Origin of the sequence: Sphingobacterium sp. E70 (genome assembly GCF_019285695.1) — a bacterium.
GTDB lineage: Bacteria > Bacteroidota > Bacteroidia > Sphingobacteriales > Sphingobacteriaceae > Sphingobacterium > Sphingobacterium detergens.
This window is the reverse complement of sequence record NZ_CP079104.1, coordinates 3,504,938-3,519,106: the sequence shown is the minus strand read 5'-3', so window position 1 is coordinate 3,519,106 and position 14,169 is coordinate 3,504,938. Positions and strand designations below refer to the sequence as shown.

18 protein-coding genes and 1 pseudogene are annotated in these 14,169 nt (G+C 41.2%); 7 read left to right on the top strand and 12 right to left on the bottom strand.

What is annotated here, in order from left to right; genetic code table 11:
* Nucleotides 1-181 precede the first annotated feature (181 nt).
* The 4 genes from KUH03_RS49145 (at nucleotide 182) to KUH03_RS24815 (ending at nucleotide 2,250) form a co-directional block, all read left to right on the top strand.
* Entirely contained in the window at nucleotides 182-562 is a 381-nt protein-coding gene (locus KUH03_RS49145; protein WP_373564492.1) for a uracil-DNA glycosylase family protein, read from the top strand.
* Between the two features lie 168 nt (nucleotides 563-730).
* Nucleotides 731-868 carry a hypothetical protein gene (locus KUH03_RS49140; protein WP_373564491.1) on the top strand — a complete coding sequence of 46 codons (138 nt, stop codon included), beginning with the start codon at nucleotides 731-733 and terminating at the stop codon, nucleotides 866-868.
* Between the two features lie 648 nt (nucleotides 869-1,516).
* Nucleotides 1,517-1,987, top strand: coding sequence for a hypothetical protein (locus tag KUH03_RS24820; RefSeq protein ID WP_257087277.1), 471 nt, complete (start codon nucleotides 1,517-1,519; stop codon nucleotides 1,985-1,987).
* Nucleotides 1,988-2,007: 20 nt separating this feature from the next.
* A complete protein-coding gene (locus tag KUH03_RS24815; protein ID WP_257087276.1) occupies nucleotides 2,008-2,250 on the top strand; it encodes a hypothetical protein in 243 nt (80 codons plus the stop codon).
* A 224-nt stretch (nucleotides 2,251-2,474) separates the two neighbouring features.
* Here KUH03_RS24815 and KUH03_RS24810 read toward each other — a convergent pair whose 3' ends face one another.
* The 11 genes and pseudogenes from KUH03_RS24810 to mnmD all read right to left on the bottom strand — a co-directional run bounded on the left by KUH03_RS24810 (nucleotide 2,475) and on the right by mnmD (nucleotide 11,413).
* Nucleotides 2,475-3,077 carry a metallophosphoesterase gene (locus KUH03_RS24810; RefSeq protein ID WP_257087275.1) on the bottom strand — a complete coding sequence of 201 codons (603 nt, stop codon included), beginning with the start codon at nucleotides 3,075-3,077 and terminating at the stop codon, nucleotides 2,475-2,477.
* A complete protein-coding gene (locus KUH03_RS24805; RefSeq protein ID WP_257087274.1) occupies nucleotides 3,050-3,517 on the bottom strand; it encodes a metallophosphoesterase in 468 nt (155 codons plus the stop codon). Before KUH03_RS24805 ends, KUH03_RS24810 begins: the two co-directional genes overlap by 28 nt.
* Before the next feature lie 112 nt (nucleotides 3,518-3,629).
* Nucleotides 3,630-4,178, bottom strand: a complete 549-nt coding sequence (locus KUH03_RS24800; RefSeq protein WP_257087273.1) for a RagB/SusD family nutrient uptake outer membrane protein — start codon at nucleotides 4,176-4,178, stop codon at nucleotides 3,630-3,632.
* Complete coding sequence (locus KUH03_RS24795) at nucleotides 4,139-5,080, bottom strand: RagB/SusD family nutrient uptake outer membrane protein (protein WP_257087272.1); 942 nt, start codon at nucleotides 5,078-5,080, stop codon at nucleotides 4,139-4,141. Before KUH03_RS24795 ends, KUH03_RS24800 begins: the two co-directional genes overlap by 40 nt.
* Nucleotides 5,081-5,228: 148 nt before the next feature.
* A complete protein-coding gene (locus KUH03_RS24790; RefSeq protein ID WP_257087271.1) occupies nucleotides 5,229-6,335 on the bottom strand; it encodes a TonB-dependent receptor in 1,107 nt (368 codons plus the stop codon).
* A complete protein-coding gene (locus tag KUH03_RS24785; protein WP_257087270.1) occupies nucleotides 6,323-7,093 on the bottom strand; it encodes a hypothetical protein in 771 nt (256 codons plus the stop codon). Before KUH03_RS24785 ends, KUH03_RS24790 begins: the two co-directional genes overlap by 13 nt.
* Before the next feature lie 18 nt (nucleotides 7,094-7,111).
* Complete coding sequence (locus KUH03_RS24780; RefSeq protein ID WP_373564490.1) at nucleotides 7,112-8,302, bottom strand: TonB-dependent receptor plug domain-containing protein; 1,191 nt, start codon at nucleotides 8,300-8,302, stop codon at nucleotides 7,112-7,114.
* Between the two features lie 41 nt (nucleotides 8,303-8,343).
* Nucleotides 8,344-8,535: a hypothetical protein gene (locus tag KUH03_RS24775; RefSeq protein ID WP_257087269.1), complete on the bottom strand. Its 192-nt coding sequence runs from the start codon at nucleotides 8,533-8,535 to the stop codon at nucleotides 8,344-8,346.
* Nucleotides 8,536-8,669: 134 nt separating this feature from the next.
* Nucleotides 8,670-9,779 (bottom strand): FecR family protein, encoded by a 1,110-nt coding sequence (locus tag KUH03_RS24770; protein WP_257087268.1) that lies wholly within the window; start codon nucleotides 9,777-9,779, stop codon nucleotides 8,670-8,672.
* Nucleotides 9,780-10,058: 279 nt separating this feature from the next.
* On the bottom strand, nucleotides 10,059-10,637 hold the full coding sequence (locus KUH03_RS24765) for an RNA polymerase sigma factor (RefSeq protein WP_257087267.1): 579 nt from the start codon (nucleotides 10,635-10,637) through the stop codon (nucleotides 10,059-10,061).
* 111 nt (nucleotides 10,638-10,748) lie between these two features.
* A pseudogene (gene mnmD, locus KUH03_RS24760) lies at nucleotides 10,749-11,413 on the bottom strand (tRNA (5-methylaminomethyl-2-thiouridine)(34)-methyltransferase MnmD).
* 570 nt (nucleotides 11,414-11,983) lie between these two features.
* Here mnmD and KUH03_RS24750 point away from each other — a divergent pair.
* From KUH03_RS24750 to KUH03_RS24740, 3 genes are read left to right on the top strand one after another with little or no spacing between them, the layout of a single operon-like run.
* The gene (locus KUH03_RS24750) at nucleotides 11,984-12,238 is read left to right on the top strand and encodes a hypothetical protein (protein WP_257087265.1); all 255 of its coding nucleotides are present in this window, start codon (nucleotides 11,984-11,986) and stop codon (nucleotides 12,236-12,238) included.
* Complete coding sequence (locus KUH03_RS24745; RefSeq protein ID WP_257087264.1) at nucleotides 12,223-12,906, top strand: dicarboxylate/amino acid:cation symporter; 684 nt, start codon at nucleotides 12,223-12,225, stop codon at nucleotides 12,904-12,906. Before KUH03_RS24750 ends, KUH03_RS24745 begins: the two co-directional genes overlap by 16 nt.
* A complete protein-coding gene (locus KUH03_RS24740) occupies nucleotides 12,900-13,160 on the top strand; it encodes a hypothetical protein (protein ID WP_257087263.1) in 261 nt (86 codons plus the stop codon). Before KUH03_RS24745 ends, KUH03_RS24740 begins: the two co-directional genes overlap by 7 nt.
* On the opposite strand, the gene KUH03_RS24735 is transcribed toward KUH03_RS24740, so the two are convergent.
* Nucleotides 13,087-13,968, bottom strand: coding sequence for a lipid A deacylase LpxR family protein (locus KUH03_RS24735; protein WP_257087262.1), 882 nt, complete (start codon nucleotides 13,966-13,968; stop codon nucleotides 13,087-13,089). The genes KUH03_RS24740 and KUH03_RS24735 overlap by 74 nt on opposite strands.
* Nucleotides 13,969-14,169 lie beyond the last annotated feature (201 nt).

Sequence of the window (14,169 nt, the reverse complement as noted above, 5' to 3'; positions counted from 1 at the left end):
GACGTAAATCAAAGAAGTACTTCCCATCAGAAAAAAACTTCAAAAATTATTTAAATGACAACAACAACCTATTAATAACCATAGATGTGCTTTATTAAAATTTGGTGATATCTTTGACATACCACTCGATCAATACTATTTTCCTCTTTTAAATGACTATCTTTCTGCTAAAGCATCCATTATGGTCACATTTGCTCAAAAAGTAATCACATTTAACAGACAGCTCCATTATTCGGGAAAACTTCCAGCGGATTTTAATGTCATCAACCCCTACCTCGACAATCCTGAGACATTGGTCGTCATGCAGCAATTTTACAATAAGTATTATAACGACAATCTCAAACGTAAATTTATCATTGGGATCAACCCCAGCAGACATGGTGCGGGCGTAACAGGTGTTCCTTTTACCGACACCAAACGATTGTACAGTGCATGTGGCATAAAAATGCAATCTGCCCATACACATGAAATTTCCTCGGTCTTTATGTATGATATGATTGAAGCTTATGGCGGCCCTGAAACCTTTTATAAACAATTTTATATCAACTCCCTTTCCCGCTAGCAATCGTTAGACATACAAAACCTGACAATTGGATTAATGCAAACTATTACGACGATAAACAGCTCTTCGAAATGGTCAGATCATTTATGGTTGAATCCCTAAAAAACATATCAACATGGGACTCGAAACGGAGGAAGTATTTGTTCTAGGAAAAAGAATGCCACCTTTTTGGCAAAAATCAATCAGAAAGAGAAACTATTCGGAAAAATGACCATTTTGGATCATCCGCGTTATATCCAACAATATAAATCAAAAGATAAACAATTATACATTGACAATTATATCCGACTATTAAGCGGCTTGTAAAATGTGGAAAATCATGTTAATTAACTTAAAACCAACATCAATGATGTTGATAAGATGAATTGCAAACAATACGATACACTACGCTAACAAGACAAGTAAAACACATCAAACTAACGTGTATTTAAAATCTAAACAAAATAATAGAATTGTTGAAATAATTCAAATTAAATCAATAGAAATTAAATACAAATACATATAATATATAATTATTTAAAAATTAATACTACACATACGAACCGTTTTTCAGAACGAAGTCCGTGTTATGCAAGCTATTTGACCATCCATCGGGAGGGATTCGGGACATCTTTGGGCCTTATTTGTATCTTAAAGCAGGTAAGAGCATGATCTTACCATAGTGCCACCATCATATATCCGTGTAAGACTCGGACTCACCACGGACTCATATCGCTCGCATCACGTATGCAATCTGACGCAGTGACGACGATGGGTCAAAGCAAGTACGAAACACGATCATAATAACTTGCATGCCGTCGAATCTAATTCCTAACAACTTATCCATTATCAATTTAACAATTGGCCTTCGACAACAATTATCAAATTTAAAATACGTAGCAAAGCCCTATTTTCAATTCGCTAAAAATAAATAATTATTTGTTTTACAGTTACTTAAATATTTAAATTTGAATTATGGCAATAATAGAAAATGGAAATCTGAAAGGCTTAGTTGGAAACGTGGTCTTTCGACAATCGAACGACAAAACAATCGTACAAACAAATCCTCGCCCTAAATCAAAACAGAGTAAAGGGACGAAAATCGCTGCAACAGGCTTTGGAGATACCAGTTCAATAGGGGCGTACATTCGACGTATGATGGCTGAAGTACATGTGGATTTACATGATAGCAGTATGCACAATCGGTTGATTACACACCTTCAAAGAGCATTGGGCCCGAGGGGACAGCTAAGTAAGGAAGAAGCCATACGTAGCCCTAAGATAAACCGCTTGGTTAATTTTCAATTCAACGAAAAATGCCATCTGCAAGACTTTATGCATTTCGATCCAGAATTCAAATTATTGGACAATAAACAACTTACCATCCAGTTCCCAAAATTTGATAAACAAAAGGACTTACGCCAGCCAAAAAATTGTGATCTTTAATCATCAACCTCTCCGTTGCTATGCTCAACTTTGATAAACAACAATATATTCAGGTCCATAGTCCTCAGATCCCCATCAACTTGCATACGCGGCCCAAAATGGTCGAATTAGAACAGCTATCTTTTGATGTAAACGATAAAGATGCTACAACCGTACTGGTTGGTATGAACATCGAATATTATGGATTCCATCGTCAAAAACATCTATTACTAAATAATAAAAGCTTCCACCCAGCCGCAATTGTGGGCGCTTGGTCTATTTGATTACAAGTCATCCGAATCACACAACAATAATCTCACCATACGCTTGCGGGTGCCACGGACTTAGACAGAAGAAGACTACCTAATGGGAATATAATAAACATCAACAGTTTTCGAATTTCTTTAATTATTCATGGTAAAGAACGCAGATGCACATAACTAATAACCCAAAAAGGCCAGAATTATTAAATTCCGGCCTTTTATCATTACTGCGATGCCTAAGCGATCTAATTTATTACTTTATTCTTGGTAATATCATCGTAGATTACCTTAATTTTACCGCCCTCAATGAGCAGCCCTCGGCTACGTCCTTTCAGTCGGTTGGATTCGTTACTGACGTTCACACCGTACACTTTCCCTTCATAAAAACTACTTACATCAGGGAAAATGGTATGCCCTACAAAAATCTGCTTAGCACCATATATTTTCATCATGTTATTCAAATCCTCTTCACCCAACGGATGGTATTTTTCCTCCTTTACCACCATACCACGGTACCATAATGGACCTTCGCTACCAAAAAGAAATGATGCCGCCTCCGACTGCTGCCGCTCTTCTTTCGTGTGGAACAGATAACGGCGAACAGAATCATTGACTGCAGGAATAGTCCATTTTGGATCCAACATTGCCGTACTCAGCCCCGCATGGACAAAAAGATAATCACCTATTTTCTCCATCGTATTCTTGCTCTGCAGCCATCGTCCCAATTCCGTCTCTGATGACCAAAAATCACGGTAGCTTCTACCAATGGAATCCGCTAACACCTTATATTTATCCTGCGTATATTTATAATTCCCACGCATCAACATTTCCTCATGATTGCCCAGCAAAAATGAACCTGTCCACCAGCCTTAACAGCTTCATGTTCCAATTTATAGATCAGCCAAAAAATAGGCAGGACATCTTTTCCCCGATCAAACACATCTCCTATAACGACTAGCTGATTATTTCCAAAAGTCCACCCATAGTTCGCATTAACCACCTTTTGCGCCTTTAAAATAGCATAAAAAGAGGCAAAGTCACCATGCGGATCGGAAAGTACCATGATCTTGTCGCTAGGACGATAAACCTCTTTGGGAACTGTTATAGGATGGCGCGAAACCTCAAAGTGATACTGACCATCTTCGGTGGACACCGAGAAAGGTTCTTTAAGTGAATTATCGACTTGTATCTTTCCATCAACTACGCGTACAGATTTGGTATTCCCCGCTTCGTAGAAGAAATAAGGGCCATCATGTTGCCCCAACTGCTGTTGAGTCTGTGCATGCAACTGCTGAAAACCAAACAATATAAAAAGTAAAAAGTACCTGTACTGATCCAAACTGGATCAGTACATAGGTGTTTAAGATTATATTTCCGATTGTTTTGCATCGTGACGTATTTTAATAGCCGGTATTTTGAACAATATTTGGATTTACGTCTATTTCCCTTCTCGGAATAGCCATCTGCGTTTTGAAGTATGTTCGGTCAAATGACTTTGTCTCAGGTCGCAATAAGGGCGAAACGTGCGCCTTACCTTTACGTTCTATCCGTAGGTTATTACGCATTGCATCAAATAAACGATGACCTTCACCAACGAGCTCACGACGACGTTCTTCCATCACACGGTTCAGGTCTACCGTTCCACTTACCGACTTGGCCGGATTGGCGCGCTTGACAATGGCATTTAAATAATTAAGTGCATTGCTATTATCACCCAATTTCACCGCTGCCTCAGCCGCAATCAGATATGCTTCCGATAGCCGAAGAACCGGAATATCAGCAAATTCAGGATTTTCATTCTCCGCCGTGTTGCCCGGATATTTATTCAAATAGTAATAATCGACCTGCTTGCTGGTATATTTGGTAATCACTTTCTGACGCACATCATTCGGATCATCTTTCAGCAAATTCAAATAATCATCTGAAAGAATAATGTCATTGTAGCCCAAGCGCCATAACAGGTTTCCAATCCCCTCTTTTGAGTCACTGGCCTCCACTTTGGTATTAGACAACTGAAACAATATTTCGCTTGTAAAGTCCTTCGACCACACCGTCGCATATTCCTCATTTTTCCACAATTGGTACTGCCCTTTTTTGAACTTGCCGCAGCTTCAGCATTTTTAATCAATGTGGCTGCCATAGCAAAGGCTTTCGCATTTTCTCCTGTATACAGGTAGGCACGTGCCAATACTTGCTCTGCAGCAAATCTATTCAACTTACCATCATTTCTTGCCGTACTCAACAAGCTGTCAGCACCTTCAAGATCGGTGATAATCTGGGCATATACCTCTTTAACGGTATTTCGAGCCGGTTTGCTTGTAGACACATGCTTCTCCGTCTCAATAGGCACCCCTAAAGAAGCGCCTTGATTTACGGCATATGGCGCTCCAAATACTTTGACCAAGTCAAAATGGGCCATTGCACGCATGGTTAATGCCTGTCCCTTGATGTCCTTGAGCACATCGGTCATTTGGTCGGCAGACACACCATTTACATAGGCCAATACTCCGTTGGCATTACGGATCACACGGTAAGGTTGATACCAAAGTGAGGATGGTGTATTATCCTTATTAAAGTCAAAAAGATAATAACCTGCAGCACGCTTTGTGTCACCATTGGCGAGCATATCCTCGCCAGTGACATCAGCGTAGTACGTCATGCGCGCACCATAATATTCATAGCCACGCATAATATCGTAAATACCATTTAATGCGTAACTCGCCTCATTTGCCGATTTAATGGCCTCCGAACTTTCGGTTGAGGTGCTTGGCTGTGCTGTCTCCAGCCATTTGTTGCCACAGCCTGTCAGCAATGCACAGGACAATAACGCTATTGATACTATATTCTTCATCTCTATTTTATTTTTTCCCATCATACCGATGGGGTGATTACCATGATCATATTTTAAAATTCCTTTCTTCTGAAAAATGAAATTATAATCATGAACGAATCAGTGCTTACTCCTTAAAATTTAACATCCAAACCGAAGGTTACAGTCTTCAATTTAGGGATTCGAAATATACCACTCCATTTACAGGTACTTCGGGGTCGTAGTTTTTATAAGCCGCAAAGGTCAGTAAGTTCATACCGGAACAGAAAGCCCGAATATTACTCACTTTTAGTCTACGGGAGATATGCTGCGGAATAGAAACCCCGAAAGTCAGATTTTTCAAACGGATATGGTCCGTAGAATGCACACGACGTGTATTGGCCACGCTGCTCATGTCATATTTATTTCCGACCATAAACATCTCGATATCGGTTTCATCACCCGGTTTTTGCCATCTCCGCTCGTAATATTTTGGAATATTGTCATAACCCGTTTTACCACCCAACTCCGTTTTCTGCGCACCACTGTCATAGGAATTTCCACCCAATGAATAAGTCCAAGTGAAATTCAGATCCAAAAATTTATAACGGAATGTATTCGTAAAACCACCCACCAACTTGGGATCCGCACTCTTATACAATATCCGCGTTGCAGCAGTATAATCTTCGGTGGTTTCTCTGGAACCTGGATTCGCGGGATCATTGATATAATATTGTGGCACACCTGTTTCCTTATTGATCCCTGCAAATTCGATTAAATAATAGCTATACCATGGTTGTCCAATGCGGTGAATCTGTGTTCCATCCCGCAGTTCCGAACTACCATCAGATAAGGCAATCGTTTTATTACGGTTCATTCCAAAGTTTAAACTCGACGTCCATTTAAATGCCCCATTTCGCAGAATATCTGCATTCAGGTCGAGCTCAATACCCGAATTGCGAATCGTTCCAATATTGCTCAGATAGGATGAGAATCCCGTTGTATAAGATGTAGGAACATCGTTCAACAAATCCGATGACTGACGTTGGTACCATTCAAAGGTAAGCCCCAGTCTTTCAAACAAACGTAAATCCAATCCTATATTGAGGTTATTCTGTTTTTCCCATTTCAGACCCGGATTTCCAATCTGGATCTCCCGCATACCAGGATTGTTCCTGTACGGAAAACCAAAGCCTGTCAAATCCATATAGGTATAAAATTCGGATGGCAAGGTTCCATTGGTACCATAAGAAACACGGATTTTACCGTCACTGATCACATCATTTAAAGATGCCATAAAGTCTTCTTTTGTAAACTTCCAAGCTCCCGACAATGACCAAAATGTCCCCAACGGTTGCTGCGGTGGATACGTGAGCTACCATCCATACGGATACTACCTCCTAAAAAGTACTTGTCATCATAATTATAATTCGCACGTGACAGGTAAGACAGCAAACGCCACTCCATATTAGATCCAGACGCATTTGTCAAAACCGAACCGTTGGACAACACTGTTTTATCCACGGTTGGAAAATTGTCCTTAGCACCATTAATTCCTTCCCGACGATAGGTATTTACCTCATAACCGCCCAATATATCCAGATGATGCTTCTCCGCCAATGTTTTGGTGTAGGTTAGACTATTGCGCCATACCATTTGTTTATAGTCCGAAAAACTTGTGGTCAAGGAACCATTCGTCTTTTCGCCATCCGAGGTGCGAGGATCCGACCAAGAGTTGTAACGCGTTGTTGTATGATCTAAGCTAAAAGTTGTATTAAAAACTAGCCCATCAATAAATTTATAGTTGGCAAAAACCGTATTGAATGAGCGGTCACCTTTTTCCCGTCGGAAATTGTACAAGGAAGAAGCCTTGGGATTACGTGGGCCATTAGAAAAGAAATCCAGGAAGAAAGATCCATCTTCGTTATAAACCGGCTCTGATGCTGTAATCTTATGACGCGAAGAATAGATTGGCGAGGTATAGCCTCCCCTTCGGAATTGACATCCTGTGTAATATTGGAATACAAAATATTGGCCCCAACTCCATCTTTTCACTCATTTTGTACTTGACGTTCAGTCTTCCAGTGAGACGTTCGAAGCCCGACTGATAGGATAATCCCGTCTGATTGGTATACCCCATGGATGTATAATAGGAAAGCTTGCTATCTCCACCCGAAGCAGATATATCTGCATTTCTGAAAGGCGAGTTGCGACGAAACAGTTCTTTTTCCAATCTGCCCAGCCGCTTGTCGGAATAGGTGCATATTTATCAATATTCGCCTGCGCATAATCTTCAATCTGGGTCTCATCCGTTAACTTATCTAAATAGCGAGCTCTATTGCGCAAGCCTTCCAAAAGCATCTCACGTCGTTGTGGCCCATCCATCACTTCGCGAAAATCTGTTGCCTGACTGGATAGCCCATAATCTCCCTTCACTGAAAACACGGGTTTACCTGCTTTACCGGATTTGGTGGTAATTAAGATCACACCGCCCGCCGCACGTGAACCGTAAAGGGAAGCTGCAGCAGCATCTTTAATAACAGTAATTTGCTCGATATCGGAGCTATTTATGGTCGACATGACATCCAATCCAGCATTATTCGACTCACTTGAAGCAATATTTTCGGACATTACGGGTACGCCATCAATGACAAACAAAGGTTTGTTTGAGGCGTTAATGGATCCCATACCACGAATACGGATATCGGTCGCTCCTCCGGGTTGTCCCGATAAGGAGTTCACCTGAACACCGGGTGCATTGCCCTGTAACATGGTTGAGAAGTTTACTGCCGGAACATCTGCCATGCGATCGGTCCGAATCGTCGAAGCCGATCCCGTATAATCTGCCTTCTTAAAAGTTCCATAGCCCGTGACAACTACTTCCTCCAGATTGGATTGGCTAAACTGCAGGCTCACGTTGAGCGTTTCCCCGCTCACTTCAACCTCCTTGCGATCGTAGCCTAAAAAACTGAAAACTAGCGTCGCCCCGCTGTTGGCAGCAATCGAATAATTTCCGTTTTGATCGGTACCGACAGTCGCTTTTGTACCCTTTACGGTAACACTTACACCTGAAAGGACCTTACCTTGCTGATCGGTGACCTGACCATGAATATTCTTTTGCAGCTCAAGCATGTTGTCTTTCGCCGTGCTATGCGAGCGATCAATCGCCAAATCAGTCTTTCCAGCCTTAACAACGATTGATTTTCCCTCCTTAAAATAGGTTAAACCATGTGGAGTAAGGAGCTCTGTCAACGCACGATCCAAAGGAACGTTATTGAAATCAACCGTAATAGCAGGTGTATTATTTACGATTTCTGATTTGCACAGAACAGTATATCCGGTCTGTTTTTGATTTCACGAAATACGTTGACGATCGAACTATTCTTCTTTTTAATATTTACTGTCTGGGCAAAACTTCCGGCATGGAGCTGTCCCAGTGTAAATAAAAGAAGCATAATAATCATTTTCATAATAATGAGGTATTTATACTTTTTCATTACATTTGATTGGTTTGTTAGTTTAATAAACAGTTAAGCGCGTTTCATAAAATTTCGGACCAAAATGTGCTGGGGAAGTACCACCTTCCTCAGCTTTTTGATAGACGAAATAGGATATAGGTAATTTTTGGTTCTTATTTCATCAATCGGACCCTCCTTCCTTCGATTTGAACCTTAATTTTATCATCGGTCATCTTTATGATTTTTAACACTTTATCAAAATTATCAAGTCGTGAAACTGATCCCCATAGTTTCATCTTGGCTACACTTGGGTCAATCTCAATATCAATATCGTACCAGCGTGCTACCTGAGCCAGTGCTGTTCCCAAAGGCTCGTTGTTGAACATAAATTCGTCATTCTTCCAGGCAATACTTTCATCCACAGGTACCTGTTGTACAGAGAGCTCTTCTCCTTGTACCGAAGCTTGTTCCCCTGGCTGAAGTAGCCTTGTCTTTCCTGCAGGAACGGAGACTTTTACTTTACCCTCCAGCAGAGAAACTTTAGACTCCTTCTCTTTTGGAAAAGAATAGACATTGAAATGAGTTCCCAATACTTCCACTTTTTCCTTTGCCGTAACAACGATGAATGGCTTTCCAGCCGCTTTGGCTACTTCAAAATAAGCTTCCCCATCCAGTTCGACCACACGTTGTTTATCCGTAAATTTATTGGGGTAGTGCAGGCGTGTATCAGCATTGAGCCAAACCTTGGTCCCATCTGCAAGGGCGATCTGATATTGTCCACCACGGGGAGTTGACAAGATCATCATGCGTTTTTCATCTTTTGCAGTCGCCAGGGCAACTGAACCATCTGTATAGGTAATCTCATCGCCCATCACAATCCCCACCTGCTGTTGATCAAGTCCGATACCGGTACCATCCGCAAGCTGAAGGGTGGCTCTATTTCCACCGGGAAGAAGATTTTCTGCTAATTTAACCGCATCAACAGGAGTAGCTGGATCCGACGTATCTATCCCATCTCGTTTATTTATTTGCCATATTCCCAGGCCAACAACAGCAATAAAACAAGCCGCGGCAGCGTACCAACCATACTGCATCCATCGGCGTTTGGGCTGTTGATCTACCTGGGCCTCGATTTTATCCATAATATTCGACAGAATCCTTTGTTCTTGCGCCGGATCTGACGTTGAAAACTCTTCATAAGCCTGTAATTCCTCGCGCAAATTTGCCGGATCTTCCAATTTCTTAGCCAAGTCCTGTAATTCCGGATATTTTTCAAGCAGCATGCCTAATTCGGCATGCTCATTAGGAGAATCTCCCCTTTTAGGTAAGCTTGAAGTAATTGAATAATATGATCTATCGTATACATGATGTTCTTTTCATTTCCTTGTTGACGATAGAAACACGAAGCATAAGATTATCTTACAGAAAAAACATAAAAAGAATTAAAATACTGTGTATCAGATAAATATTTTCAAAAAAAAAAAAAAAAGACATTAAACCCTATATTGCATAAGCAATAGATTCTGTTAAACTTTGATTTCCGGGTTTCTACTTGCTGTCTGTTACTTACTGACAAAGGATAGGAATGCAATAAGTGTTAAAGCATCCTTTGCCCCCAAAAGCCCTCTAATCGTACTCACTGCGCGGGAGCGGTTCGTGTATACAGCGGCTGGACTCATCTGCAGCTGGTCTGCAATTTCTTCTACAGTCTTGTCCTCCAGATAAGTTAGGTTAAAGACTTCTTTTTGCTTTTCCGGCAATTTTTCAACTTCATTAAAGATGGCATGTACCAGCTCTGCATGAATCATCTTTGAAAAAGCATCGCGATCATCCGTAAGTAGATCCTCATAATTGGATAAAGGTTCCTGAATACCCTTTGTACGTTTGTCCCGAATAGCGTTGAGACTGGCGTGTTTTGCCGTAATATAAATAAAAGCCCTCAGACTTTCCATGGAATGAAAATCGGATCGGCGGGACCATACCTTGACAAAAACATCCGCTACGATCTCTTCAGCGACATCGACCTCTTTCAGGTAACGCAAAACAAAGAAAAGCAGCTGTTTATAATGCTTATGATAAATAGCCACAAACCCTGTCTGGTTGTCTTCCTTCAAACTGTCTATCAACTGTGAATCTGTCATGAGGTAGTGGAAAGTGAACTATTAGGTTAGCCTTAATATCAAGGCTAAATTAGAAAACACTTTTAGATTATCAAACAGTTAACAATAATTTAAAATAGAACAATAGGCCGTTTAAAGTTTTGTAGCCCGCAACATTTCTCTTTTTCCAGGTGCACCCGGAGCCTTTTCAATGGAAAAGCCCAAAGATTTCATACTGCGTTTGAGATTACCTGTAATGGCATAAGTAACAAAAACACCACCTGGTTTAACGAATTGCGCGACATGCGCCAATGCCACATCGCTCCACATTTCGGGCTGATGTATGGCTGCAAAAGCATCAAAATACACCACATCAAATCTTTTTTCGGATTGGAAATCCATCAATAACGTATGGGCAATGCTGAGTTGTAACCGCTCGTGAATTTGCACCTGCTGCAGCAACGCGGCTTCATAGTTATCCAGATAAGCCGACCAGACAGGTGCAGCTACGTTCTCATTATACCCTGTCTCAGCGATGGTCACCAGTGGTAATGGAAAACCTTCAATTCCGACATAGTCTACCTGATACGACTTGTCCCCAATGTGTTCAGCTGTTTGCAGAAAGTTCAGTCCGGTACCAAATCCCACTTCCAAAATAGCAACCTTTGAAGCCCCGTTTGTTGTACGAAATGATCCAAACCAGTTTTGATAAATACGTGTTTACTTTCCTGAACAGCACCATGCTTAGAATGGTAACATTCACCTATCTCCGCATTGTACAATGTTTTGGAACCATCTGCGGTTGTTACAAAATCCATTTTCGTCATTATATTTTTGATAAAGTAAATATCCCCTACACATCACCCGATCTAACAAGCGGTGCAGCAGACCACCACAACAACAGTGTAAGCCCGTAAAGTAGGCCGTGTTCACATTTCCAGGTTCCACAGCAATAGTGATGGTCTTCTGTAGGTATATCCGCCCAAAGATAAAAAGCTGGCTCAAATAAATCCCAATTAATCTTTATCCAGGCATTATGAAGTGAAACTATCGCGATTTAACTCAAACTGAGGGAACCGAACGAATTGAGTTCACGAATACCCTAAAATACCCATTAACAGCGTAAACGAGTTCATTTATGCCAATACGACTAACACTTATAATTCATTTAAATGGATAGAAATAATAGATAAAAAGATTATTTTAGCGTCATAAACGCTAAACAATCACAGAACCTAATGGAATACTCTACAAAAACTTTTATACAGAACTATGGCAGCATCCTGCTCCTACTTCTTGGCATCGGTATCGGAAGTTTAATTGGGGTCTTTTTCCACATTTTGTGAATAATCTGAAGCCAATTGGGGATATCTTCCTAAATCTGCTCTTTGTCAGCGTCATACCGCTGGTCTTTTTTTGCCATAGCTTCATCTGTAGCCAATATCGAAGGTGACAGCGTATTGGGCCGTATTATCGGCATGATGTCACTCGTATTTGTAATCGGCATTGTGGTTGCAGGTGTAACAAGTGTTATTTTCCTTTACCTATTTCCTGTCAGTTCCGATCTCCTATCGAACAAGCGAAGGAAATCATTGACACCGCCACACAGGACTCCTGGGGCGAAAAAATGGTCCGGTTCCTGACTGTAAGTGAATTTTCCAGTCTATTGTCCCGGCAAAATATGCTGGCCTTTGTTATATTTTCATTTTTAGTGGGGATTGCGACACGTAAATCGGGATCCGCAGCGGATATGTTCCGAAAATTTATCAACTCCGGCAATGCTGTCATGGGCAATTTATTGGTCATGGTCATGAAGCTGGCCCCCATCGGACTGGGAGCCTATTTTGCCTATCAGGTTGGAACACTTGGCCCACAGCTCTTCGGTTTCTATGCCAAACCCATTGGTCTGTACTATATTTTTGGTCTATTCTATTTCTTTACAATATTTAGTTTATTTGCGTTTCTTGCATTCGGCATCAAAGGAGTCAAACGCTACTGGCAAAACAATATCCTCCCCTCGCTGACAGCACTGAGTAGCTGCAGCAGCCTCGCCACCATGCCGGCCAACTTACTGGCTGCAAAACAAATCGGCATACCCGATACTGTTGCAAGCGTGGTCATCCCTTTGGGCACAACGCTGCATAAACATGGCTCAGCCATTGCTTGTATTTTTAAAATTTATATCGCTTTACTGTTGAGTGGAAAGGATTTTTTTGATCCAACCAACCTGATCATGGCTGTAGGGATCACCTTATTGGTCAGCATCGTGGCCGGCGGAATTCCTAATGGGGATATATCGGCGAAATGCTGATCATATCAGTTTATCAGATGCCCACAGAAGTCATTCCCTCCATTATGATTATTGCGACATTGGTAGATCCACTAGCCACCATGCTCAATGCCACTGGCGATACCGTTGCAGCCATGTTGACCACCAGGCTAATCGGACAGAGGCTCTCCGACACGGTCGCTGAAAAACAGTTAGCAGTGGTTAAAACCGATAGGCAAAGAATAGCTGTCCATATTGATGCCGGTGAAACACCGACTTTAGTTCCTTGGAATTGAAAATATAATTAATACCATAATTGACCTTGTGATTGGACCAACTGAACCCTATTCGGTGGCTTAGCATCCAAGGTTCAATCTGGTATAATTCGCCTATAGGATCATCTTGCCCCAGCCCTCCTTGTATCGTTGAATTATAAAAGATCCGGGCCAAACTAGGTTGATAAACAAAGTACCATTCTTTGTCGTCATTACCTCTAGCCTTTGTCAAATGCCCATGTGTAAAGGTCGATGCATGGTACGATTTAAGTTTACCTGCACGGATAGGAATTCCGACCTCCATATTTGTATTGTTCATCCCCAGAGCACCTCTACCCATTATCCCGAGATCAAATGCTCCTGCTTGATCCCGATAAATTCCTTTCAAATATTTCGCCTGCAGATCTACACCAAAGGCATTGCGCAATGCGGTATCCCAGCCCGTAGCTTCATACATTCCAAAAAGATGGTGGATAAACTTTTGTGCACCTTCACCATAAGATCGGGAACCGATCTGTCCCAATTCGACTTTAAGTTCAATCACTTGATCGGCTTTCAAAAAACGAGTCCCTGAGGCGCTCAAATAAAGGTATCCTGCAAATGGTCTGTCATATTTCTTATTCTGTCTACGATAATCTATAATACTAATACCATTGTAGATGCGCTGTCCGACTTCAAAGTCCAATACGGTATTCGAAATCTCTGAAGCCCCTCTTGGTGGTAGTGCAATACGGTAATTGACATTGATACCGTTGGTATAATATCGGTCCTGGCCAATCAATAGATAGACATCATTGTCATTTTGAAGAGAAACCTCTTGATTGCGCAACCTCACCTGCCCAAAAACCAAAAAAAAATGGAAATATAACTCCATATAAGAGCAGTAAAGACCGCAAAGCAACACTCATATTAACAGGCAATTGTAAAATTCATGCGATATAAACTGCAACAAAATATTAAATCTCAACTTAAATTATTCAAAAGCATCCAAATATACCTCATTTTTTCAGGGACAACAACCTATTTAGAA